Below are 26,927 nucleotides of genomic sequence, written 5' to 3'. Positions count from 1 at the left end.
GTTGTTTCAATGGCTGTGTTTCGCTATCTGACAGCGCTCTACTACATGCAATCAGTTGCGCAATACCACGCACCACCCATCTGAAAATATTTCCATATTTCTAATTTGAGCTTTAGCCATTATTTCCCTGACTTAAGGTGTCAGCTTCTGCCCGAGATATTCAGGCAGAAGCTGCTTCGGTTAAGTGTTAGTTACACACCATTTTTTATAGTGTCCCTTCCTCAAACTCACTTTCTTCAAGATCTTCTTCCCACGGCTGTTCAAACTGAGCTTGTGCAGCGCTCAGCTCTTCGGCAATGTCATTGATGGTTGGTGAATCGAAAAGTACATATAAAGGCAATTCCATGCCAAGCTGCTTGCCTACTTTAGATACAAGTAGAACCGCGAGTAATGAATGCCCGCCCAATTCAAAAAAGCTGTCATAAACACCTATTTTCTCTGAATCTAATTCTAAGATTTCAGCCCAGATGGCAACAAGCTGTCTTTCCATGTCATTACGTGGCGCCACATAGGTTTCGCCTGATTCTAGGGTTACATCCATTCGCTCAAGAGCAAGACGATCAACTTTACCATTTAAGGTTAATGGAGTAGCTTCCAGACAAACAAATGCTGCCGGCAACATATAGTCAGGCAAGGTTTGTAACAGGTGCTCTTTTAGCACATCACTGGCAACATTATTCTCTACCGGCTCTTCAGCAACATAGAAGGCAATCAGTTGTTTTCCGGCTCCTTCTCCCTGAGCCACGACAGTGCTTTCTTTAATGTCAGGGTGTTGGTTAAGGCAGGATTCAATCTCACCCGGCTCAATACGGAACCCGCGAATTTTAACCTGATTATCCACTCGTCCTAAAAATTCAATATTGCCATCAGTTAACCAACGAACCTGATCGCCGGTCTTGTACATCAACTCCCCTTCAACAAACGGGTTAATAATGAACTTCTCTTCAGTCAGGTCAGGGCGATTAAGGTAACCTCGAACCACCCCATTACCGGCAATGTGCAACTCCCCGGGCACACCAACGGGCTGTACATTTTGGTTTTCATCAAGCACGTACACTTGGGCGTTATTCAGTGGCTTACCAAGGGTTATCTCAGAAATCTCACTGCTCACTAATGCGGACGTCGAAAGTTTAGAAATTGTGGTCTCTGTCGGTCCATAGTTGTTATACACCTCACACTCTGGGTTTAGGGTATTAACGAGCTCCACCATTTGTCTCGTTAGTGGTTCACCCGCAAAGATGAGTACTTTAGATACCCTAATAATTTCCGCCTCTGACACTTTGAACATTTCAAAGTGAGACGGTGTGATCTTCATACAGTCAATCGGGTGAGTTGCAATGTATTTATGTAGTTCAATCGGATTATTTACAAAATCGTTAGAGAACAAATACAAGGTTTTGCTAAACATGATCGGCACGTATAGCGCGATATTTCCTAAATCAGAAGAGAAGGTCGAGACAGAGGCAAAGGTATCGCAACGCTGTAGAGCCATCTTATCTACCACTGAATAGCAATAATCAACCACCATTTTGTGCTCTACCATAACCCCTTTAGGCTTACCGGTAGAGCCGGAAGTGTAGATGACATAAGCCAGATTATCAGGCTTCACCTCTTCTTTTAGCTGAAGTGCGCTGTTTCTCACTGTAGCAAGACAATTTTCAGAAAGTCGGCCATTCTCTTCCAGTACGATCACCTGTGTCTCATTCGATACCAATGTACGTACTTTCTCTGCAAAACAAGCCTGAGTGATAACAATATCGGTCTGGCTGTCTTCCAGCATATAAGTCAACCGGTCTTCTGGATAATCAGGATCCAGTGGTACGTAGGCGCCACCTGCTTGGAATATACCTAATATTCCTATCATCATTGCCAATGAACGCCCCACACAAAGTCCAACCAGACTGTCTGGCTGTACACCCTGCGATTGCAGGTATAAGGCAAGCTCATAACTTTGGTCGTGGAGTTGCTGGTATGTCAATTGTTTTGAAGCATCCGATGTACCTGATGACAGTGCTTCAACAAGGGCAACTTTATCTGGATGAGCGGTTACCTGCTCAGCAAATAGCTGATGAATACACTTATCTTGTGGGTAACTTGCTTGTGTCTGGTTATAGTCTACGAGCAACTGCTGCTTCTCAGCTTCACCAATATACTCCAGCGCATTGATTTGAGCCGTTGGGGTTTTGGTAATAGCGCGACATAACGCCACAAAATGTGAAGCAATACGTTCAATTGTCTCTGGTTTATACAGCGATGTCTTATATTCAATAACGCCACTCAATCCTTCAGCGGATTCAACAAATGTAACCACCTGATCGAATTTACTAAAGCTGTAATCCAACGGGTAAGAACGAATATTCTCACCAAGCGATTCCATCGGTACATTTTGCAGAATAAACGCAATCTGAAATAGTGCACTAACGCTGGTATTACGCTCCGGCTGCACTAGGTCAACCACTTTATCAAATGGGCTATCCTGATGTTCGTAGGCCCCTAAACACGTAGTTTTCACCTGTTCTAATAGTGTGTTAAAAGATGCTTTCCCATCTACCTGGTTTCGCAAGGCAATATGATTCACAAACATACCAATCAAGTTTTGTGTCTCTTCATATTGTCGGTTGGCGATCGGGCTACCAAGACAAATATCATCCTGCCCTGTATAGCGATACAGTAAAGCATTAAATGCGGCAAGCAGGGTCATAAACAATGTGCAACCCTGTTGATCGGCTAGGTCTTTTAAGTCAGCAGAGAGCTGTGCATCTAAGTTGAAGGCATATCTAGTACCTGCAGATGTTTGCACATTTTGTCTAGGGTAATCGGCAGCCAAATTGAGACTCTCAGGCACACCTGCGAGCTTTTCCTGCCAATATCCGAGTTGTTTTTCCAGTAGGCCCCCTTCCTGCAATAACTTTCTCTGCCAAACACTGTAATCCAGATATTGTATCGGCAATGGCGGTAAGTCTGGATTCTGACCTTTTTTCAGACAATCCATGATCTGGCTAAATTCCTTTATCATAATGCCTGTAGACCAGCCATCAGTGATAATGTGATGCATATTCAATATCAGGATATGTTCTTGTTCAGAAAGTCTTAGACACTTGGCTCTGAACAGCGGTCCGGTGGTTAAGTCAAAAGGTTTTTCAGCTTCTTTTTGACACAACTCTTTCGCTTTCTGGTGGCGCATTTCATCGTTGTCGTAATGGCTGAGATCAACGCGCTCCAGCGCAAAACTCAGCTCATCAAGGATAATTTGCTGGGCCACTCCATCTTGGCTTGGGAAGATGGTTCGCAAATTTTCATGGCGCTCTATAATGTGGTTAAAAGCTTGCTCCAGAAGCTCTATATCAAGCTCACCACTAATAGTAAGAGCCTCAGGCACATTATATACGGCGCCATCAGATGAAAACTGATCAACGAACCATAGTCGCTCCTGAGAGAAGCTCAATGGGAATGAAGCAATAGATGTACCATTCTCTAGTACTCTACTGACAGACTCAATTGGCGGAATTTTATTGCTTTCCGCTTCAGTCGTTTCTTCCATAGCCGTCAAACAATCAAGCTTATTTGCAATACTCGATATCGTCGGTTCCTCAAATAACTGCTCAACATTCATCATCTGATTGAAAGCACTCTTGATCCGCACCATCATGCGCATGGTCAGCAGCGAGTTTCCTCCTAACTCAAAGAAACTGGTTGTAGTACCTATTTGCTCTTCGTCGAGAGCCAAAAGCTCAGCCCAGATAGCAACCATTTTTTTCTCGCTATCGGTTTCAGGTAAGGTGTATGTATGCTTACTATTGCGACTTTCAGGATGAGGCAGCGCTCGCTTGTCGATTTTTCCATTTGGCGTCAATGGCCAAGCATCTACTAACACATAGAGATCTGGGATCATGTAGTCAGGCAGATGTAATGCCAAAGCCTCTTTAAGGCGCTCAAAAAGCTCAGCTTGCCCGCTAAGAGACAACGGCCCTGCCCCCTTAATGTAGGCGACCAACTGTTGCATGCCGGCAATCTCACTCGCCACGACCAAGGCAGAATCAATCGCCTCACTCTGGTTCAGTTGATGCTCGATTTCTCCGAGCTCGATTCTAAAACCTCTGATCTTAACCTGGTCATCGGCACGGCCAACAAATTCAAGCCTGCCATCAGATAAATAACGCACCAAATCCCCTGTACGATATAAACGCGCAGAGCTAACCGGGTTATTGGCATCATAATACGGATTATTTATAAAACGCTCTGCCGTCAATTCGGGGCGGTTTATATACCCCCGCGCTAAGCCCGCACCACCAATGTAAAGCTCTCCAGTAACTCCTGCCGGCAAGAGTTCGTTATCTGAATCTAATACCAATAGTTGAGTATTGAGTATGGGCCGACCAATACTGATATCGGTTGCCCCCGCCAGCTCTGCCAAATCATTAAGAGCAAATACCTCAGCGCTAGAGCCTACTGTTGCTTCGGTTGGACCGTATTCATTAATAAAATAACTGTTTGGCATCATGGTCGCTATTTTGCGAGCCAAATCATAAGAGAAGGCTTCACCGCCAACGACCACAACATGCCTGCCTAACACTTTTTGTTGCAACTCCAAGCCTTGTAAGTGTGCAGGTGTCAATTTAAACATAGCACTGGGCTCTGTTTGCATCACCTCACTCAACTCATTAAAAATATTGTGATTTTCAGAAAGTACCTTGAGGTAACCTCCCCTCATCCAGGCGCCGAAAAGAGGAGTTACCGTGGCATCAAAGTTCAATGACGTACTCATAACGGTGCAACGAATGTCATCATGAGGATAATGCTGAACATTCGTGAGATAGTTGCTGACACTTTGATGCTCAAGCATAACCCCTTTGGGTTGTCCGGTAGAGCCGGATGTATAAATAACGTAAGCAAGATTGTTGGTCGTAAGTCCGAGTTCGTTGCTACTCAAATTAGACGTTTTATAGTCAGAGCAAAGGTGCTCGCTATCAGCCAGTCCTAATCCGTCTACCACCAGCCAATCACTGCCGTAAGAAGTATTGGCGCTTTGTATCGCCGTGCGAATATGAGCTTGTGTAAACACAAGCTGTACACCTGAATCAGCCAATATATGATTCAGCCTCTCTTGCGGGTACTTGGGATCCAGTGGCACATACGCCCCGCCGGCTTTTAGTATACCCAGTATCCCAACCACCATCTCCAGTGAACGCTCAACACACACCCCCACTAAAGTGTCCGCCTTGACGCCATGCTCCTCAACCAGGTAATGCGCGAATTGGTTCGCTTGCTCATTGAGCGCTTGGTAAGTCAGCTGCGTATCTTCAAAGACCACCGCCACCTTGTCCGGATTGTCTTTGGCTTGTTGCTCAAACAATTCATGAATGCACTTATCCTGCGGATAGTCCATCGCCGTCTCATTAAGCTCACTGACCAGGTGATGCGTTTCGGCTTCCGACAGCATCGGCAAGCGCTGTGGCGCAATACTTGCCTCGGTGACTTCACTGAGCCCTGTCAGTAAACGACATAAGTGGTCATTCAACCTGGTTATCGCTTGCTCACTGAACAGGTTAACATCATAAGCCCAGTTGAGATCTATCCCCTCATGGTGCAAATTCAAAGAGATATTTAAATCAAATTTCTCTTGCACCGTCTCTGATTGATAAGGCGTGATAGCTAAACCGGCCAGCTGTGTCGCAGTTACATCATCGTTACTAATCCCGTAATCCGTATTCATGTTCATGATAATTTGGAATAACGGACTGTGACTGGTGCTTCTTGGCACCTTTAATCTATCAACCAATTGCTCAAACGGCACATCCTGGTTTGCTTGCGCTTCTAAGTGCACTTGCCTGATGTGTTTAAAGTAATCGGATAGCGTGGCATGAGCGGTGTCAGTTCTAAGTACCAGCGTATTGACAAAAAAGCCGATTAATGGCGCCAGCTCTTCTTGCTGCCTGTTCGCCACCGGCGTACCAATCACAATATCTGCGCTATTACTGTGCCTGGATAACACCAGAGACAAGGCAGCATGCAATAACATAAATGGCGTCAGTTGATGCTGCCTGGCCAATGCCTGCAGTTGTTCGCTTACCTTAGCCGGCAGGTGGCCTTTTATCTCCGCACCAGCATATTGCTTCACCTCTGGCCTTGGCTTGCTCAACGGTAAACTGTGTACCGCCGGGGCTTCTTCCAGCTGCTTTTCCCAGTACTCCAGCTGCCTGTCCAGCACTTCACCTGCTAAATGCGTACGTTGCCAATGGGCATAGTCCGCATACTGTATTGCTAACGCGGGTAATGGGTTGGCCAAGCCATGACTGAAAGCATCATACAGCGCAAAGAATTCCTTGGTGAGCACTTCCATCGACCAGCCGTCCGAGGCAATATGGTGCATGTTAAAGACCAGCACCCCAGCCTCATCCGCGGTTCGCAGGTAACGCACCCGCAGCATCACATCGCTTGACAGGTCAAATGCTGTGGTGATATCCGCTTCGACTCTCTCTTGGACTGCCTGTGCCTGCATCTCACCGGTGAGGTGGCGCATATCCTCAACGCCAATGGCAAAGTCAAGCGCCGACATCGGCCGGATACGCTGCTTCGCCTCGCCGTCTGCTTCAACATACACGGTTCTCAACACTTCATGACGTGCCAGGATCTGGGTAAAGACATCATCAATTAATGACACATCCAAGTTGCCCTGCACATCAAACGCCATCGGCATGTTGTATTGCGCAGACCCGCCTTGTAATTGATCAATAAACCACAAGCGTTGTTGGGCGAATGAAACGGCATAACTGTCTTTGGTACGTGCTATCACCTCTAACGGTGCCCGCAGCATGCCACCACGGTGAGATTCAATGGCCAGCGATAACGCTGACAAGCTCTTGGCCTCAAACACCGCCTGAACCGGCAGTTCAACCTCAAAATACGTACGAATGCTCGATATCAAACGGATGCTCAATAACGAATGCCCGCCCAGCTCAAAGAAATTCGCCGTAGTGCTGATTTTATCCGCCGCTATCGTCAGCAGCTTTGAGAAAATCTCCACCAAGGCTTTTTCCGTATCCGTCTGAGGCGCTACATACTCACCTTGCAAGGCACTGCCATCAGGTGCAGGTAAGGCTTTTCTGTCCACCTTGCCATTGGGGGTCAATGGCCACTCATTCACCACCATCAAGATACTTGGCACCATGTAATCGGGTAACTGAGTAGATAACCCCGCTTTAACTTGTGCCGCCAAAGTCACTTGTGCGTCTTTGTCGAGTTCATGATTAGCCTTGATGTAACCAACAAGCTGCAGATTGCCGGCAAGTTCCTTGGCTATCACTAACGCTGAATCAATCCCAGCTTGTGCTGATAGCTGTGACTCCACCTCGCCCAATTCGATCCTAAAACCACGTATTTTAACTTGGTCATCTATACGCCCGATGAAGGCTACATTGCCATCAGGTAAATAACGCACTAAATCCCCTGTGCGATATAAGCGCTCAGAGCTGTTTGCAGTATTAGCATTATAAAATGGGTTTTCAATAAAGCGTTCAGCCGTTAACTCCGGGCGATTTAGATAACCTCGCGCTAAGTTATGCCCCCCGATGTACAGTTCACCCGGCACACCAACAGGTAAAGGTTTTAGCTGTTTATCCAGTACGTATAGCTGGGTATTATTGATTGCACGGCCAATCGGAATGATGTCTAACTGGCAGCTGTGTTCACACGTCCAGTGAGTGACATCAATTGATGCTTCAGTAGGCCCATAAAGGTTGAATAATTGTGTATTCGAAGCTTTGGCAGCAAGGAAATCATCTACTAGTTTCTTAGGCAGCGCTTCACCACTACAGAAAACGTAGCGAAGCGATGACAGCTCAGAGAAGCTCACGGCTGAGACCATGTTTGCCAACATAGAAGGCACAAAATGCATCACCGACACTTGCTGTGTTTGGATCAAGTCATGCAAATACTCTGGATCTTTATGTCCTTCAGGTTTAGCAACAACTAGCTGAGCACCGTAACCTAAGGTCCAGAAGAACTCCCAAACCGATACGTCAAAGCTGTACGGCGTTTTTTGCAGCACGCGATCATCAGCTTTAAGCTGATACTCTGAGTGCATCCAGTCAAGTCGGTTCATCATTCCACGATGAATAGACTCCACCCCTTTGGGTTTACCGGTGCTACCTGAAGTGTAGATCACATAAGCCAAATGCTCTGGCGTCAGACCTAATGCCACTTTATCTATATTGTCATTGGCGTAGTTTGCAAAAATTTCAAATTGATCTAAACAAACGGTTGATTGCTGATCAGACGGGAACAGAGTTGCAAACTTTTCTTGTGTTAAGACAATATCAACACCGGAATCTTGTACCATATAGTCCAGGCGAGCTGCAGGTAAGCCAGGATCGAGTGGCACATAAGCGCCACCCGCTTTAATGATCCCGAGTAAACCTATCACCATTTCCACAGAGCGCTCCACACTCAAGCCCACTAAGGCATCCGGTTTCACTCCTTGTTCTATAAGATAATGGGCCAGCTGGTTAGCTTTGGCATTAAGCTCAGCATAAGTTAAGGTTGCGATAGCATCGCCATCAAAAGTAACGGCGAGCGCTTCTGGCGTTTGTGCTACCTGTTGCTCAAATAATTCATGGATACATTTATCTTGCTGATACTCTGATGCCGTATTATTCCATGCTAATAATTGGCGCTCTTGTTGAGCACTGAGCACAGACAACTCACCAACCGCTTTACAAGACTGCTCCAACAACCCGGTTAGAATCAATTCAAACTGCGCCAAGAATTGAGCAATTGTCTCTGCTGCAAATTGTTCAGTTTGATAGCCTAGTTCAAAACTTAACTTGCCTTGTAAGTCGGTGCCTTCTGGCAACACCATTAACGTTAGCGCATAGTTAGTTTGTTCTTCATTGCCAATATCCGTGACAGTTAAACCTGAACCTGCAATGATTTTATGTATTTCCTGATCTACCGGGTAGTTCTCAAACACTACCAGGGTATCGAAGAGCTTACGGTCTTGCCCGCCGGTATTACCCATAGGGCTCAAGGTTTGTATTTCAGATAATGGCAAATAGCCATTGTCAACGCGATCAATACTTGCCTGATGCAAACTTCGCAGCCATGAACCAATATCCTGCTCCGGGTCAATATTTACCACAACAGGCAGACTATTGATAAACAGTCCTACTATTTGCTCAACGCCTGGTAACTCTGGAGGACGGCCAGAAACCGTTTCACCAAAGATCACCTGTTGCTCACCGCTATACCTATGAATAGCAAATGCCCAAGCAGCCTGAACCAGTGTATTTAAGGTGACCTGATGCTGTCTTGCCAGAGACTGCAATTGTGCGCTCATTTCTTGAGTCAGACTCAGTTTCTGTTTGCCAGCCTCCCCGGTACCACTCTGTGACACACTGTCGATGTAAATTTGCGTAGGAGATTCAACACTTGCCAGCATATCCTTCCAGAAGGCCCGTGCCTTCTCTTCGTCCTGCTGTTGAAGCCAAGCAATGTAGTGTTCATATTGAGGCGTATTTGACAAAGCTGAGGACGATACAAGTTCAGCAGAGTGCTCGCCGACGCGGTGATGAGTTTCCTTGTAAATGGAAATCACTTCTTTTAATACCAGCGGCAGCGACCAGCCGTCCGACAATGCGTGATGGTTTGACCAAATTAAGCAATGACGCTGCTCGCTTAAGGTGATCAAAGCCACTCGCATCAACGGTGCCATTTTTAAATCAAAACCTTGTGCTCTATCGTTTTGTAAAAATTGCTCTAGCTGTTGCTGCTGTGCTAATTCACCCAATTGAGACCAATCTAACCAGGTATAAGGAAGATCAATATCCGACAACACCAATTGATGAGAGTGATCATCAGAGAAAGTTGTACGGAAGACGTCATGACGCCTAACCACTTCTTGCCACGCGTGTTTCATCGCCGCAGCGTCCAACGGGCCTGCAAGTTCGACTGATAATTGCGTTAAGTACGCCGACTGTTCTAAGCTGCTATGGAAAAGCAAACCTTGCTGCATACCGGTAGTCGCATAGAGCTTTTCCATATTGGGATAGCTTTGATACCACGCATCCAACTGTGCCTGGTTAACACGGCTAAGCGGGAAATCAGAAGGGGTAACGCCACCTGCATCTTTGCTTTGACAGTGCTCAATAACCTCATATAGCGCCGATTCAATACCTTGCGCAAGAGTTGTCATCGTCTCTTGCTGATATTGCAAGCCGTTAAATCTCAAAGTAAACCTCAGCTTACCGCCAGATACCATACCATTTAGCTCGAGCATATGGCCGCGTTGACGTTGCGAACTAACATCATCACCGGCAAATTCAACCGCTTCTTGGAATGGGCTTTCATTGTTTACGACCTGATCAAATTGCCCCAGATAATTAAATAGAATTTCCGATGCTCCGCCTGCTGCCTGTGTAAAGGCTGCTCTTTGGCTTTCATCCGTGAGCATGTGTTGCATCAGAGCGAAACCAATGCCATTTTGCGGCACACTTCTTAATTGCTCTTTGATGGCTTTAATCACATCTGCCATTGAAGATGCTGATGCAGCCATTAACGTCACGGGGAACACACTGGTGAACCACCCCATGGTCTGAGTCAAATCTAACGATTCACTCAAGGCTTCTCGCCCGTGGCTTTCCAGATCAATACGGAAGCTTTCTTGACCTGTCCACCTGTGCATGGCCAAGTAGAGCGCCGATAGCAACAAGTCGTTTATCTGGGTTCGATACGCAGCCGTGCATTGATTCAATAGTGCCTGAGTTTCTGTTTCTTTAAGCTCGAATGAGACGGTTTCGCTCACGGCAATGCGATTATCTTCAACGCCATGATGATCGACAGGTAAGTTGTTTACCTGCTCAAAAGCCTGTGCCAACCAGAAGGCTTTTTCCGACTGTAAGTCATCGCTATTGGCATAACTTAGCAGGTACTCGCCCCACTGTTGGAAAGATGAAGTTTTAGCTGCCGGCGAAATCTCACTCTGCTGCTGCCACTGTTCAAATGCGCTGGCCATATCTTGCAGCAAGATTCGCCATGACACGCCATCAACGGCCATATGGTGAAGGGTTAACAATAATCGGCGCTGGTCGACAGCACCTTCAAATAAAACAGCCCGGAAAATATCGCCATCAGCTAAAGATAAGCCCGCTTTTATCTCGGCACCTAGTTTGCCGAGTTCGAACTGCCAGCTTTCTCCTTCTAAATGGCCTAAATCCAATAGCTTGACAGCACGTTCAGCAAGTTGCTCTGTAAATGGGACATAAGTTGCCTTGTTGTCATTGACAGACAAACGCAAGATGTCATGACGCTGATACATGGCGACAATGATCTGCTGCAAAGCATCGATAGAAAAATCTTCCGGCAATGTCAGTAGCACAGATTGATTGTAATGGTGTTGCTCAACGAGGTCGCTAGCCAGGAACTCACGCTGAATCGGAATTAAGATCTGCTCGCCTGAAATACTTTCTTGTGGTGCCTCAACCTGAGATTCAGAGCCCACCAGCAAAGCCAGTTTTTCAATGATTTGACACTCAAAAATTTGGCGAGTGGTGATCACTAAACCTTGCTTGGCAGCCTGGGTCACGGCCTGGATTGCCAGAATGGAGTCACCGCCGATTGCGAAGAAGTTATCTGTAATACCAACTTTGTTAAGCTTTAACAGTTTTTGCCAAATCTCACATAATTGTTTTTCAACGTCGGTTTTTGGTGCCACATACTTTTGCATTAATTGCACAGGCACTTCTTTGGCCTGTAACGCTTTACGGTCAACCTTGCCATTTGGCGTATGGGGAAGATTGTCCAGCATCACAAATACGGAAGGGATCTTGTGACTTAGTAGCAACTTTTCCAGGTAAACTTTTAGTGCTTCACGGAAATTGGCTTCGTTGAAACCGTTATCGCCTTGGAAATCTTCACTGTTGTCTTTATTGGCGACAACATACGCCACTAACTGTTTTGAATCTTGAGACGGATCAAGCGACTTGGCCAACACAACCACCTCAGATACCAGCTCATTAGCAACAATTGCCGCCTCAATTTCACCTAACTCGATTCTAAAACCACGAATTTTAATTTGATGATCAATACGTCCAACAAACTCCAGATTGCCGGGCTTACCGTCTTTTTCTGGTAGACAGCGCACCAAATCACCTGTTTTGTATAATCGTTGTCCCTTTTGGAAAGGACTTTCAATGAACTTTTCATCAGTCAACTCCGGGGCATTGAGATAACCGCGAGCCAGGTTCTCTCCACCGACATAAAGTTCCCCGGTAACGCCGGGAGGACAAAGCTGAAGTTCGTTACCCAGGACAAAAAGCGTAGAATGAGGAGCCGTTGTGCCAATAGGAACAAGGCTGCCATTGTGAGAAGTACAGTCATAAAAGCTGCTCCACACACAAGCTTCTGTAGGTCCATATTCATTAACCAGGCGACAACTTTGCCACAACTCATGAGACTGATGCTGTTGTACCAGGTTCAGATCGCAGGCTTCACCCGCTACGATAACTGTTTTAAGGGATGAGCTCGGCTGTAAGTCGGCTGACAACATTGTCTGATACAGACTAGGCAAAGTAAGGAAATGACTGATTTGCTCTTCTGCCATCAGGGTTTCAAAAGCTTTCAGATCTAACCCTTGCTTGATATCGACAATGCATAGTTTTCCACCCGAGACCTGGGTCCAGAAAATACCAACAATTGAACTGTCAAATGCATAAGATGAAAACAAGGCAAAGCTCTCTGGAGACTCCTGATACGCCTCAAATCGGGCGAGCGTTGACTGCGCCAAAGCACCATGCTCAACGGTTACCCCTTTTGGTGATCCTGTGGAACCGGATGTATAAATGACATAAGCAAGGTTATTTAATTTGAGCCCCAATTTATCTCTATCCGGATTTCCCTCATCGTAATCACCTAAAAAGCTGTCCCACATTTCATCGTCTAAAGGAAGGATTTGCAGATCTTCAAATGGCAACTCTGAAAGCAGCTCTGCACTGGTGAGTATAATTTCCAGTCCAGAGTCATCCAGGATATGTTCTATGTGCTTATCCGGGTAATCTGGGTCAATAGGCACATAGGCCGCACCAGCTTTTAAGATCCCCCAAATACCGATGATCATTTCCAACGAGCGCTCAACACACAGCCCGACTAAAGTATCGGGTTTTACACCTTCATCCACAAGATAATGTGCGACCTGGTTCGCCTTAGCGTTTAACTCTTGGTAACTGATTTTTTCACTCAATTGAGCCGATTGCCTAAATACCGCGGCAATATTATTTGGATTATTAGCAACCTGTTCTTCAAATAAATCCAGAACAGATTTTCCTTGTCTAACAACCGATGCTGACTTGGCTGAGCCTCCATCCTGCGAAGACCATTTCGACCAAGATAACAGTTGCTCCGTTTCGGTAGAGGATAAAAACGGCAATTCATTAATGCGAGCCTGTGGCGCCTCGATAATGCCTTTAAGTAATATCTCAAAATGTGCAGACATACGCTCAATGGTTGCGCCATCAAATAATGCCGTCGCATATTCCCAATCGAGTTTTAGCCCATCTGCATGGCCGTTTTTCTCTAATTCAAATATATCTAAACTCAGATCATGCAAGGCAACAGAATGAGATTGTTCAATTTTTCCTGCCGAGATTCCAGGCAAGTCAAACCAACCTTGTTCATTGTTTTGCAGCGCTAGTTTCACCTGGAATAAAGGTGAATATGCCAGATTACGTTCATGTTTTAACTCATCCACCAATTTCTCAAAAGGTAATTGGCTATACTCATAAACAGCTAACAAATCTTCTTTACTGCGTTGCAATAAATCAGCAAAACAAGGGTTTTCACTGAGGTTTAGCTGTAATACAACACTATTGGTGAAAAAACCAACCAAGGGGGCTAATTCACTCTGCTCACGGTTTGCAACGGGTGAGCCGATAACAATATTTTCAGCATCAGCCGAATTACCGTCTTTATTAGCATGTCTGGCTAACAGAATAGAAAGCGCGGCATGCAGCACCATAAACATGGTGGTATTTGAAGCTTGTGCCAGTTTATTCAAGCCTTCCTGAACATCGGCGCTTATTGTCTGAATATAGTGTGCACCCTCATAGTTTTGCACCGGTGGCCTTGGGCGGTCCAACGCTAAATTATGTACTTCAGGTAAATCCTGTAAGCGACTTTTCCAGAAGGTCAGGTGATGATCCAATACCTGATCTTGCAACCAAGTTTTTTGCCAATGGGCATAATCACCGTACTGAATTGCGATTTCTGGTAATTGCAGCTTTGGCTCACGATACAAGCGGTTAAATTCATCAAAAATAATACTAACCGACCATCCATCTATGGCAATGTGATGCATGGTTATCAATAACACATGTGAGCTTTCTGTTAACTTTAATAACTTGACACGTATCATCAGGTCGCTGTTAAGCTCAAAAAGCCGAGACGATTCTTCCTTGATATTGTTAGCTATTGCCTGCTCTTGATCAGTCTCTGTCATGTCAGTCAAATCTAACAAGGGTATTGAAAAATCCCAGTCCGAGGACACTACTTGAATTGCTTCACCAGAGTCCGTTGTCTCAATTGTCGTGCGTAACACCAGATGACGTTTTATAATCGCTTCAAAAGCAGAAGTCATCGCGGCCACATCCAACTCACCGGATAATGTAAACGCCTGACACATGTTGTATTGATTCGTGCCTCGTTCGATCTGCTCAATCAGCCAAAGTCGTTGTTGGGCAAAAGACAGTGGTGTTAGCTCATTGTCTGAAGCAGGAAGGATTTCCGTTTTTTTACTGGCAGAACTGTGATCAATAACGCTTGCTAATTTGCGCACCGTTTGTTCAGAAAACAGCGTTCTGATTGCTACTTCCACGTTCCAGTGACTGCGGATCTGCGCAACTAAGCGGGCGGCAAGCAATGAATGTCCGCCTAAGCTGAAGAAATTACTGTTAACACTGATCCACTCACCGCCTTTCGGCTCGATGTTCAACAACTGTTGCCACAGCTGACAAAGTTGCTTTTCGGTTGCCGTTTCAGGAGCAATATATTCCAACTCATCCATAAGCTGCGGCTTAGGTAGCGCATTGTGGTTTATTTTGCCATTTGGCGTCAGTGGCATCTGCTCTAAGCACACAAATGCATTGGGTACCATGTAGGCAGGTAAAAATGCTTCAAGGTGCCCGGTTAACTTTTGCTGCAATCCATTTTCTATGTCTGAAGATTGACTAGTAACATAAGCGACTAAGTTTGCGTCTCCTCCTTCATTCCATACATGTGCAACCGCGTCTTTAATTTCTGAGTGTTGTCGTAGCCCAGACTCAATTTCTCCTAATTCGATACGGTGCCCACGAACTTTTACCTGGAAGTCCGCACGACGCAGGTATTGTAAAGTGCCGTCTGCTAACCAGCATACAAGGTCACCGGTTTTATAAAGGCGTGCATCCGAAAATGGACTTTGAATAAAGCTTTCTGCTGTTAGCTCCGGTCGCTCGAAATAGCCTCTGGCAACACCTTCACCACCAATATACAACTCACCGGCTACGCCAACAGGCACTGGATTTAAATGGTTATCTAATACATAGAACTGAGTATTGGCAATTGGTGCTCCCAGAGAAATAGCACTTTCAATTTTACAAATGGCAGACCAGACTGCTGTTTCAGTCGGACCGTACATGTTCCAAAGTTCAAGTGAACTACGGGATAACAAGGCATTTTTCAGATCTTCACTTAATGCTTCACCACCACACAGCGCTTTCACTGTACCTTGTGGTTGCCAGTCATTACTCACTAACATTTTCCAGGTAGCAGGAGTGGCTTGCATGACTGTGATCTGGTTTTCATCAATGAGCTTCGCCAGATCATCAGGAGAAAGTACGTTTTCAGAAGAAGCAATGACCACACTGGCACCGACACTCAAGGGTAAGTACAGCTCCAGTACATGGATATCAAATGAAAGAGAGGTGACCGCCAGTAAAGTATCGTCTTGCGTCATACCTGGAGCATCCTGCATGGACGTCAGGAAATTGGTCGCATTGCGATGTTCCAACATCACCCCTTTAGGCTTGCCGGTAGAACCCGAGGTGTAGATCAGATAAGCCAGGTTATTAGCAGTGAGCCCTAAACTTTCTTTATCCAGGTTGTTATGTTCCAATTGCGCCAGTTCACAGCAAACACTTTCATCGTCTAAACAGATACTTGGTGCAAAAGACAGGCGCTCGCTCAAGTGCTTGTGAGTCACAAGCCATTGCACTTTAGAATCTTCCAACATGTATGCCAGGCGAGCCTGCGGATAAGAAGGGTCCATCGGAAGATAAGCACCACCGGCTTTCATAACGGCCAGCGTAGCCACTAACATCTCCAGTGAGCGGTCAATGCAGATGCCGACCACAGAGTCTGGTTTTACGCCCTGCTTAACAAGGTAGTGAGCCAATTGATTAGCACGTTGGTTTAACTGCTGGTAAGTTAACGTTTCCTTGTTGAATACCGCCGCAACAGCATCAGGGCAAAGCTGCGCCTGCTGCTCAAATAATTCATGGATACACTTATCCTGCGGATACTCTCTGACGTTATCATGGCAATGATTCAATAACTGTGTTGATTGTGCCTGGCTGAGCAGAGGTAATTGACTTACTTTAGTGCCCGGAGATTTGATGATGCCAGCCAACAGGATTTCAAAACTTTCAACCATCCGCTCAATAGTCGCTTGTTCGAATAAATCCGAAGCATATTGCCATTGCATCTCCACTCCATTATCACTTTCATTAAGTGTTAAGGTGAGATCGTATTGAGCAAAGTTATTAGCCGGTTGCAGCTGCTTGGCTTCCAGTCCGGGTAAATTCAAAGCATCCATTTCCTGATTCTGTAGGATCAGCATCACTTGGAACAACGGACTATGGCTAAGATTACGTTCTGGCTGTAACTCATCCACGAGTTTTTCAAATGGCATTTGCTGATGTTCATAAGCAGCAAAAGTGCGCTCTTTGCTTTGCTGCAGTAATTCAACAAACGTAGGATCTGCAGATAAATCAGAACGGAACACCAGATTGTTAATAAACAGACCAATCAAAGGTGCAACTTCTGCCTGTTCTCTGTTAGCAATGGGTGAACCAAAAACAATATCCGTTTCGCCGGAATAACGGCTCAGGAAACTAGCGAATGCCGCATTTAGCGTCATGAATAGGGTTGCTTCATTTTCTCTGGCAAGTTTGTGCAGCCCTTCTTGGATTGCCTTGCCAAGAGTGCGCTGAACAGATGCTCCTTTGAAGCTCTGCAGCGAAGGCCTGGCATGGTCCAGAGGCAAAGCGTGTATTACCGGTAAATCACTTAAATGTGTTTTCCAATAACTTAAGTGTTTTTGTAAAACATCTTTTTTAAGCCAGTCACGCTGCCAATTCGCGTAATCAGTGTATTGGATATCGAGCGCAGGAAGCACGCTTTGTGAACCATGTACCTTGGCAGCATACAAGGCGTTAAGCTCTTTGGTCAATAGTCCTAAAGACCAGCCATCTGCTGCAATGTGATGCACAGTAAGCAACATAATGTGAGACTGGGCATTTAATTTCACTAGCGTGACTCTTAACATCAAATCACTAGCAAGGTTAAACGCTTTTTCGGCTTCTTCCTGGCTTAATTCTCCAACCCGGCTGTCTTGTTCAACTTTGCTCAGTTCAGTTAAGTCAATCCTGGTAAGGTCAAATTGAAACGTTTCCTGAACCTTTTGATACACCTGACCCGCAGCTTCGTGTAGGGTCGTTCGCAGCGCTTGGTGTCGCGTTATAATCGTGGTAAAGGCTTGCTGCAGGTAACTTTCATTGAGCTCACCATACAACTTCAAAGAAAAAGAGAGGTTGTATTGTGCAAGTGCCGATTCGATTTGATTCACAAACCACATCCGCTCCTGCGCGAAAGAAGGTAATACCTTATCGGTATTGGCAACGGCCTCAATTGCAGGCAACTGGCTAGCCGATGCGGATTCAATGACTTTAGCCAATTGACGAATAGTGTTCGCTGTGAAGAAGTCCCTGATAGAAACTTCTACGTTCCATTTTTTCTGGATTTGAGAAATCAATGTGCTAGCCAACAGTGAGTGGCCCCCCAGATTCAGGAAGTTATCTTCTACCCCGATACTGTCAAGGCCAAAAACGTCCTGCCATAAAGCACAAAGATTCGCCTCTAGCTCAGAAACAAGCTCAGCAGCCTTTTCACTATCTTGCTGGTTTTCTGGTGCAGAACCACCTTTTGAAGCGCTATACAAGTAGTCAATATCGTCAGCCAAATAACGCTTATTCGACAAGGAGCGCTGGATTTTACCGCTGGAGGTTCTGTTTACTCTTCCCGCTTTCAGGAAAAGAATATCAGCTAATACAACTTCAAATTGCTCGAATACGGCCGCTTTTATAGTTTCGCAAGCGAGTGCGTAATCAAACCCTCTTATCTTGTTACGGCTGACTTCCAGTAGTAATACCGCATTGCCATTGACTTCAAAGGCAGCTGCCCCGTTTTGACTCAACCCCGGATATACGGTGTAGGCCAGTTTCTCAAAATCTTGTGGATAATAATTTCGTCCTTTGATGATCATGACATCTTTAATGCGGCCCGAAATATACAATTCACCTTCATGAAGAAAACCTAAATCACCGGTGCGCAGGTAGCTCTGCTCATCACCTTCTATGCATGCACCAAAACTCGCTGCGGTTTTTTCTGGATCATTCCAATAGCCCTGCGCAAGACTCGGTCCTGCAAACCAAATTTCACCCACCTGACCATCAGGCAATTCTGTCAACGTTTTTGGAGACACTATCTTAAGATGGTGCTCAGCCTGTATATGACCATGGGCAATCAGAACTTGCTGTTTATCATCATCCCCAGGCAGTTGTGCCTTGCCTTCTTGCAATGCTTCGCTGCTAAACGGTAAAGCTGTGTATGGCGCAGTATGAACGCCGCCACAAATAAACACTGTCGCTTCCGCCATACCGTAAGCCGGGAATATTGCCGATTCTTTAAATCCGGCTCTGGCAAAACGGTCACAGAATCTCATTAAGGTTTCTGCATCCACAGGCTCTGCTGCATTAAAGGCAATACGCCAAGAAGACAGATCAATCCCTGTTAACTGGTGCGGTTTAATACGTTCAAGGCAGTGATCAAATGCGAAGTTGGGTGCGCCACAAATACTGGCTTTGAATTCAGTGATAGCCTTAAACCAAGCCAATGGGCTCTTAATAAATCGAACAGGAGACATTAAAACGGAATGAGCGCCGAGGAAAATAGGTAATAACAGGGTGTTAACCAAACCTAAATCATGGAATAAAGGCAGCCAGTTACAAAAGACATCTTGCTCAGCACAATGCGTAGCCTGCTGAAGCGTTTTTAGGTTTGCCACTATATTTTCGTGTGTGATAACCACACCTTTCGGCGTGCCGGTTGAGCCGGAAGTATATTGCAAAAAGGCAACCTGATCAGAGGCAGGAAAAGTGAGTATATTCGTTGTTTTTGAATGTGTTAGCTCATTAAAACCTTTCACTGGCATTGGCGATAACTCGGCTTCCAATTGCTCTTTTAGTCGGCTATTGGTGAGTATCAAACTCGCTTGGCAATCATCAATTACAGTTAATACGCGACCAGTATGCTTTTTACTTTGTGGCGGGTATAAAGGCACCGCAACAACACCTGCATACAAACAGCCTAAAAAGGCCTGAATATATTCAAGACCTGGAGGGTATAACAGAACGACTCGTGCCCCGGCTTCAACCTCAGTCGTTAAATATTGAGCAATGGATTGCGCCCTTTGATGAAGTTCATCAAAGCTTAGCTGTGATTGTTCTCCGTTATCCTCAATGAAAGTGAAAGCTTTGTTATCTGCTTTTGAAAAGGCATGAGCTGCCAAAAAGTCATGAATAGTTTCCATTAGTAATCCTTACCACATACGGCTTTATTTTCTATTTCTTGTTTTTATTGTTGTTACTTGAGGTGGATGCTTTTTTTGCAAAATAACATTTCTGCCGGAACATCGATTTCTTTACAAGCTTCAAGGAATTTAGTCGACTCTTGCACCTGTTTTGAATCTTCTTCGTGCTCAAGACCATTAAAGTATTTAAAACAGGTTTCTAACCCTATGGCGTAAACACAGACTTGCTTGGCATTAAACGCCTTGACCATGGGGAGTGCCTGCTCGCAGTCTGAGCCATCTAAACGCCTTGAGTTCTTAATCGCTTTGGGGACTTTTTTGGTATGCAAGGCGCCGTAAGCCCAAGTATAAGGCGCACCGACACACTCCATACCGATAGCCAACACATCCAGGTCAGTGAATATTTTGCCAAGTTGCTCATACAAGTTACGGTCTGGGTTGGAGGAGTCAGCACCAAAAAAGCACTTCTTACCATAAGCTTCAATGTACCAGGCAGCTTTTGAGCGAATATTTAAGTCTCCGTGTTCGCCAAGGAAAGGTAAACTAACGATGCGGCCATCAGGGATAACAATCTCTTCTAAGTCGTCCACCTCCATCACATCAAAGTTCAACTGCTGTAACATCAGTCGTAACGACGGGTCAGCAAGGCTGCCACCATTATTTTTCGGCACAACGACTTTTTTCGTTTTATAGCGTAACTGCAGCAGTGTCTCTATGTTGGCATGATCCATATGGGTATGCGTCAGGAGAATATAGTCTATGGTTTCTGGCAACTCGCTGTAGCCGATCATAGTGTCGTCATCATTGGTCTCTCTAGAAGCAATGATGGGATCAACCAATATGGAAACATCTTTGGTTTCGATCAGAAAGCCTGCGTGTCCCGTATAGTTTAATCTTACGCCTTCTTCTACAGGGACGTGGTTGATTGCTGGCTTTTCGCTGGTAAACAACTCGCGATAAGACACGCCACCAATTGACTGATAATCTTTAAACAACTCATCTACCTGCTCAGAAGATAAAGGTTTTTCTCTGGCCTGGAAAATGGCATCAACAATGGCTGCATTAAACTCTGCATTGATTTGTAAATGATTTTCATCAGGCAAGCGTGGGGTGCTTAAGACAAATGGACGTTCACCGACTTTAGAAAGCAAGCCAAAGGACAGGCTTTGCAGCGAAGGCTTATAATAGGAGCTTCTATACATCAAAGGCTCAATAATGCGATAAGAAGGACGATGCTCCATATCCAAAAACAGTTCTACACACCCTTTTAAAGGGTCTGGAACTTTGGCATAAAGATATTCAATACTTTCACCGCTGGTGTGCTCATATAGCAGATCATCTAAATGCTTAACAGCATCTGATAACTCAATGAGATCACCGCACCTTTCATCCAGCTCGGCTATCAGCGCCTTGATATCATCAACCTGCTCTTCTGTACAATTTAAGAACTCACCACCGGTTAATACTGACTCTTTTGACGCTATGATGTGCAATTTATAGTTCTTAACGAAAGATTGCATGATCCGACGATGGGTATTCACTGTGTGTCGTGCAAAAGTAACCGGGGGGATAAGATAGGGCCATGCGTACCAGTGGTTTAATAATGGCTCAAAATAAACGTCTGGTTTTAGGTATAGTAACTCTTTCTGCATTCTTATTATTCTCTATTAAAAAAACTATTGGAAGCTATTAAGTGCGCTAACTTTTTTATTGCCAATCAAACTCTTGACCTAATAAGTCAAATAGTTTTTGGTTGTAGGGTTTGTAAAACTCAGCAAGCATTGATTTTGTTTTTTGGTTTGCCGGCGGAAGCTTTATCGGGTTTTCATTGGCTTTATCACCATATTCAGGAATATCAACAATGGGCAGTTCCAGGAATTCCTGAACCCTTTCAAGGGTCGGTTGCCTGTTTAAAAAGTACTCAGCCGAATCTAAAATTAAGACATTTTCCCTGCCAAAACGGTTTATCCATTTCTCCACTGCCTGGTAGTAAATTCCGGTTTGCAACGGAGGAAACCCACAGGCTGTTTTCATCGGCAGGCTAGGAAACAAATCAAGCGCACGCTCAGCATACTGCTCAAAAGTCTCAAAATGAGGATCACTCCTTAAGAACTCGCCTCCTAGAAAAACCTCCCATTTCCAATGTGTATAGGCTCTGGAGACCGGATCTCTTAATGTGATGATGATTTTAGATTGAGGATTTAATTCATAAAGATGATCCATCAACCCCATGTTGTTTAATTCAGGCTTGAGGTAGCCACATCTGACAGGATGTTGGCTTTGTTCCTCTAGACGCTGTTTTTCCTTTATTGTTGGATAATGCAATTTTACTTGCTCAACATTCCTGCTAGCAATTTCCTTAGCCAAGGGGTGCATGACATTTGGATGCATTTGCAGGTGTGTTACCAGATCACTTGAACCATTTTTCATGGGGCCAATAACCACATAATTTGGCGCAATGCGATCTTTTGAGTAAAGGCGTCGTAAAAACAAACGCCAACCGGGAACCCTAGCAAAATAATAACTAAGAAACTGATATTCTATAAACCCCAGTATCAACTGTGATGGCTTATGAAATAGCGACTTGCCGAAATATTTACGCTCTCTATATTCTGTAGAAAGCTCAAATGCCCTGAAAAACTTTTTCAAGCTTCTATCACTTGGTAAACTTTTTTTATCTGCCAGCATTATCTGCCTCCAACCTTTCCTTCTCATCGCTAACGTTTTCAAAACCCTTCATTTGCAGCTCGGGCTTCAATGCCGCTATTGCTAAGTTGTCTTTATTTATTTCTTCTGCAACCTTGCCGTTTTCCATTTTCACTAACTTGTCGGCAAGATAAAAATATCGATCATCATGAGTGATCACTATGACCATCTTGTTAAGCAGTTTTAACTCGGGCAAAATCCGATGATAGAAAATTTCTTTAAAGCCGGGATCCTGATCCGCAGCCCATTCGTCAAAGACATAGATTGAACGATCTTCAAGGTAAGTAACCAGTAAGGCTAAACGTTTTTTTTGTCCATCAGACAAGTCTGTGCTAGAAAATTGACCGTTCTTAATCGTCACCTTTCCTTCTAGCCCCAGATCTTTTATGTATTGCATAGCACGTTGGTCAATATTCTCTGACGACAAACCATGTAACTTAGTAAAAAGGTAAAAGTCAGAGTAAATTGCCGACACACTTTGACGGCAGGCTTCGCGATTATTATCATTGATAGCTTGATCATCAAAGCTAATCTGGCCTTTACCGGGAATATAGTGAAGCGATAGCAATTTTGATAATGTCGTTTTTCCGGAACCATTTCCCCCAACTAAAAAAGTGACTTCGCCACGCTTAAGTGTCAAATCAACAGGACCCAGGTGAAATGCTGAGTCTGCACTGTTTAAAGCAGGGTAAATATACTCTAAGCCTTCAACTCGCAACTGCTGACAATCAACGGGGTCAGCGATATCTCCCGAAGCTTCTATAGGCATCTCATTGAGCAAATGATCTAATTTTTTTGCAGCAACACGGGCCATTATGACGCCGTTCATTAAATTGATGAGCGCTGACATAGGGCCGGTAATGTAAAGCAGTACCATTACCACCCCCATCAAGTTCGCCTGAGACAAGGTATAATAATTGGCCATTATGTAGGTCACTATCCCAATAGCAAAGAAGCTAATCAGCGTCCCGTAATTCAAACCAACACTTAAGAAAAACCGACCGCGCTTTTGAGCCGCTGCGAAGTTTTCTTCATATGCATGAAGGTTTTCGGTCAAATATGCATGCTTTTTTTGTTGATTTAACTTTAACTCTTTGGCGCCGTATATGAGCCCCCTAATTCCTTCCTGTATGCCATCGAAACTATTACGGGCTTTGACTAAATGTTTCTGACCAAAAAACAGTGGGATACGATAAGTCACTACACCAAATACAATAATGCCTATGATGAATAAGAAGACTTCGAGCTTTAAATACATTAGGAAGGCAAGCATGCCGACCAATGTACTTGCAGCAACCAAAATATTTGGCAGCACCGCCGCACCTTCAGTCACTCGTCCAATATCGTTATTCAATGCGGTCAATATACGTGACTGGCCAATCTGCTCTAAACTTTGAATAGGTAGCTGGGAAATTCTTTTATACAGCTTCTTTCTTAATCCTACCGTTGCATCTATCGAGGTTTGTGCAACCATAGTTTCGGATATCACCCTACATAGCAGAATTAACAGCACAATGGAAAAGTAGAAAAACGCCTGAGTAGGGGACGATATTTCAAATGTTCCCAGTAACCAATAAGATGATTCAAATTCAGGCTGCATAAGTCGACTTAACGAAGGCTGCAAGGACAGTAAAACTAAAGGCACAACAATGGCATACGCTATCCCCGCCAAAGAGCCTAGCAAGATAGCTAAAAATACTTTATTAGGCGCAGTCGCAGGTAAAAGCTTGAACAATCCTGTAGGTGAGTTTTCATTATTTTCTTTCATTTTCAATGATCCTTTTGCTCACGCTGCTATTTGATAGGCTCTAGTGTCAGTGTTGATGCTGATTCAGCACCATGCACTGTGTTTAGCTGCATAGGCCATAGCTTTAATTGTTTGAAAGGTTTGATATTGTCATCATAGTGTCCACTTATGACATTACCGCTTTGCCCGGTATTGTTAATAAAGCCGCCCTTTGTCCGGTCACTTAAATCAACAATCTGGCGATAGTTAGCCGAGGAGCCTGTTCGATATTCACCATCTTCTGTATACCGCCAGTTGCCACTATTTACCGTGTATCGATCACCGCTACCCTCAATGCCCCGGTCAAATATGGAACTCAAGAGCTGCGAGTTAGTAAACACCAGATGAGGATAATAAGTTTCATGGACGTCCCCCCACTTTTTATTGCCACCAATTTGACGGTCAATTTCATCAATTGCCCCATTCAACGCAATCAAGGCCAACTCTTCACAGGTTTCCGGTTTCTCAGTGGTGATCTGATCGCACCAATCAAATTGTAAAGAGTCACTTTGATTAACAGCATTATTGATAAATGTAGGCTTTAGGACTGACAAAAATCCTTGCAAGCCATTTGCTCTCTCTTCATGTAATGCGCTGCCTCTCATATCATCACTAAGCAATAAGGTGTTAAAATGTCGCAACCACACCTGATAAACAACAGCTTCTTCACTATCACCAGACAACACACCATCCCAACCTTTAAGTTTGCTAATAACACTTTCCTGCCGGGCGCTTTGAGGCGCTAAACTTAGTAAGAATGGCAATAACTGTTGCACTTGCAGACTGCCCTCATCCCCTTGTAAGTCTATAAAGTCCTGTACTGTTATTTTTTTACCTTTATCAATGTAACTTTCAATGGTCTTGTTAATTCGCTCAACTCGAAAAGGTGCAGCCCAAATATTTGAAATTAAATAAGGGTAATCTGCAGTGTGGTTTTTATTATTTGCATTAGCGATATATCCTTGTTCTGGATTTAATATGTGGGGTAAGGAATCCGTTGGGATATAGCCATCCCATTCATACTTTGAGTTCCAACCAGGTACAGGGATCCTGCCGTTACTGTGATGGCGAATAGGAATGTTACCCGCAGCAAATAAACCTATATCGCCTTTATTGTCGGCGTAAATGAAATTTAGGGCTGGTGCAGCGTAACCTTCAAATGCAGACTTAAAACTGGTCCAGTCATCTGCATAGTTGATATCAAGGAAACTTTGAAAGGTCTTGTCTTGCTCGTCTAATGCGCTCCAGCGTAATGCTAATGGCCGCTCAGAACGACCTATTGCGTCACTGATCAACGGACCATGACGTGTGCTTCTAACTTGCCATTTTACTGGGGGAATGGGGTCGGTTAAAAACTGAGGAAAGTCTGATTTAACATGAATAAGCTCCTCTTCGACTTCCATATCTAGCCACTGGCCATCTACCTTGTACTGATCCTCATTTAAATCATTGGTACGCACCACATACAGATCCTGAGCATCTGCAAGCATATTGGTAGTACCCCAGGCAATCGATTCATTTTGCCCCATGAGAACAATAGGTGCTCCAGGGTAGGTTGCACCAGTCACATGTAGCTCATCTCCCTGGATTTCAGCAAGATACCACACTGCCGGGATCTCTACCCCCAAGTGAGGATCACTGGCTAACAGAGGTAGACCACTTTGTGTATACTCTCCAGAAACCACCCAAGCATTGCTGCCCAAGCCTTCTCCGCCGACATTAAATTGTGGTTGCACCTGCTCATTCTGAGCCAATAAACCTAGTATTATATCTTTATCTATTAACCCTGCCGTCTCGGTATCGGGAAAGCTTTGAGCATTAACATTTGGCATAAGTTCGTTTGCATTGTCTACGCCAAGCTCCTTTATTAATGCACTGAGGGTTAATTCACGACCAGAATTAAGCCCCCCCAAGTTGTAAGCCATCAGCTTTATCAGTGCAATTGAATTAACAGGTTCCCATAACTCCGGTTCGGCATCTAAAATTTGAAACTCTAAGGGGAGTGTGTGCCCTTCTTTAATCCAAGCATTAATCCCTTTCGCATAAGCCTCTAACGTACGACGAGAACGCTCATCCAAGGACAGCAGGGCTTGCTCCGACGCCCGATAGATACCAAGCGTTCTCATAAACTTATCGCTGTTAAGGGAATCCCTGCCTAAGATTTCGCTTAAGCGCCCTGTAGCTAAGCGGATCGAAAAATTCATTTGCCATAATCGATCTTGCGCGTGCACGTAGCCTAGTGCGAAAAATGCATCAAGATCGTTATCAGCAAGTATGTGAGGAATCGCATTTTCATCACGAATGACCTTTACTGCAGAGTCCAGCCCCTGCAAGCGCACAGTTCCCTCTTTCTGGGGCAGGCTTTGCAACAGAAAACTATAACTGTAAGCCAGTAACAATATGAAGGGAGTAACAACCCAAATTAAAAAGCGAGATAAAATAGGGTGGGAGCGCAATAGCATTTATTATTTTCCTTATATGCTCTTGTGTATACTCTCCTTCAATCTTGAAGGAGAGACAAACTCAAATAAATTCCAAGTACCG

At 44.7% G+C, this 26,927-nt stretch carries 5 protein-coding genes; all 5 read right to left on the bottom strand.

Translation table 11 applies throughout. The annotated features are described in order from the left end of the window. Positions 1-205: 205 nt before the first annotated feature. From SG35_RS31995 to SG35_RS31975, 5 genes are read right to left on the bottom strand one after another with little or no spacing between them, the layout of a single operon-like run. Positions 206-19,891: a non-ribosomal peptide synthase/polyketide synthase gene (locus tag SG35_RS31995; RefSeq protein ID WP_274055516.1), complete on the bottom strand. Its 19,686-nt coding sequence runs from the start codon at positions 19,889-19,891 to the stop codon at positions 206-208. Positions 19,892-19,944: 53 nt separating this feature from the next. Beyond that, the gene (locus tag SG35_RS31990) at positions 19,945-21,543 is read right to left on the bottom strand and encodes an MBL fold metallo-hydrolase (RefSeq protein WP_044836199.1); all 1,599 of its coding nucleotides are present in this window, start codon (positions 21,541-21,543) and stop codon (positions 19,945-19,947) included. A gap of 55 nt (positions 21,544-21,598) precedes the next feature. Continuing rightward, positions 21,599-22,579 carry a sulfotransferase domain-containing protein gene (locus SG35_RS31985; protein WP_044836198.1) on the bottom strand — a complete coding sequence of 327 codons (981 nt, stop codon included), beginning with the start codon at positions 22,577-22,579 and terminating at the stop codon, positions 21,599-21,601. Further along, positions 22,566-24,365: a cyclic peptide export ABC transporter gene (locus SG35_RS31980; protein WP_053043476.1), complete on the bottom strand. Its 1,800-nt coding sequence runs from the start codon at positions 24,363-24,365 to the stop codon at positions 22,566-22,568. Before SG35_RS31980 ends, SG35_RS31985 begins: the two co-directional genes overlap by 14 nt. A gap of 26 nt (positions 24,366-24,391) precedes the next feature. Continuing rightward, positions 24,392-26,845, bottom strand: a complete 2,454-nt coding sequence (locus SG35_RS31975) for a penicillin acylase family protein (protein ID WP_053043475.1) — start codon at positions 26,843-26,845, stop codon at positions 24,392-24,394. Positions 26,846-26,927 lie beyond the last annotated feature (82 nt).

Origin of the sequence: Thalassomonas actiniarum, from assembly GCF_000948975.2 — a bacterium.
Classification (GTDB): Bacteria; Pseudomonadota; Gammaproteobacteria; order Enterobacterales; family Alteromonadaceae; genus Thalassomonas; species Thalassomonas actiniarum.
This window is presented reverse-complemented; position numbering and strand designations above follow the sequence as displayed.

Excerpts from the sequence above, each read along its gene's own strand:
- SG35_RS31985 (WP_044836198.1), bottom strand. The coding sequence starts at position 22,579 with ATGCTGGCAGATAAAAAAAGTTTACCAAGTGATAGAAGCTTGAAAAAG.
- SG35_RS31975 (WP_053043475.1), bottom strand. The coding sequence starts at position 26,845 with ATGCTATTGCGCTCCCACCCTATTTTATCTCGCTTTTTAATTTGGGTT.
- SG35_RS31995 (WP_274055516.1), bottom strand. The coding sequence starts at position 19,891 with ATGGAAACTATTCATGACTTTTTGGCAGCTCATGCCTTTTCAAAAGCA.
- SG35_RS31980 (WP_053043476.1), bottom strand. The coding sequence starts at position 24,365 with ATGAAAGAAAATAATGAAAACTCACCTACAGGATTGTTCAAGCTTTTA.
- SG35_RS31990 (WP_044836199.1), bottom strand. The coding sequence starts at position 21,543 with ATGCAGAAAGAGTTACTATACCTAAAACCAGACGTTTATTTTGAGCCA.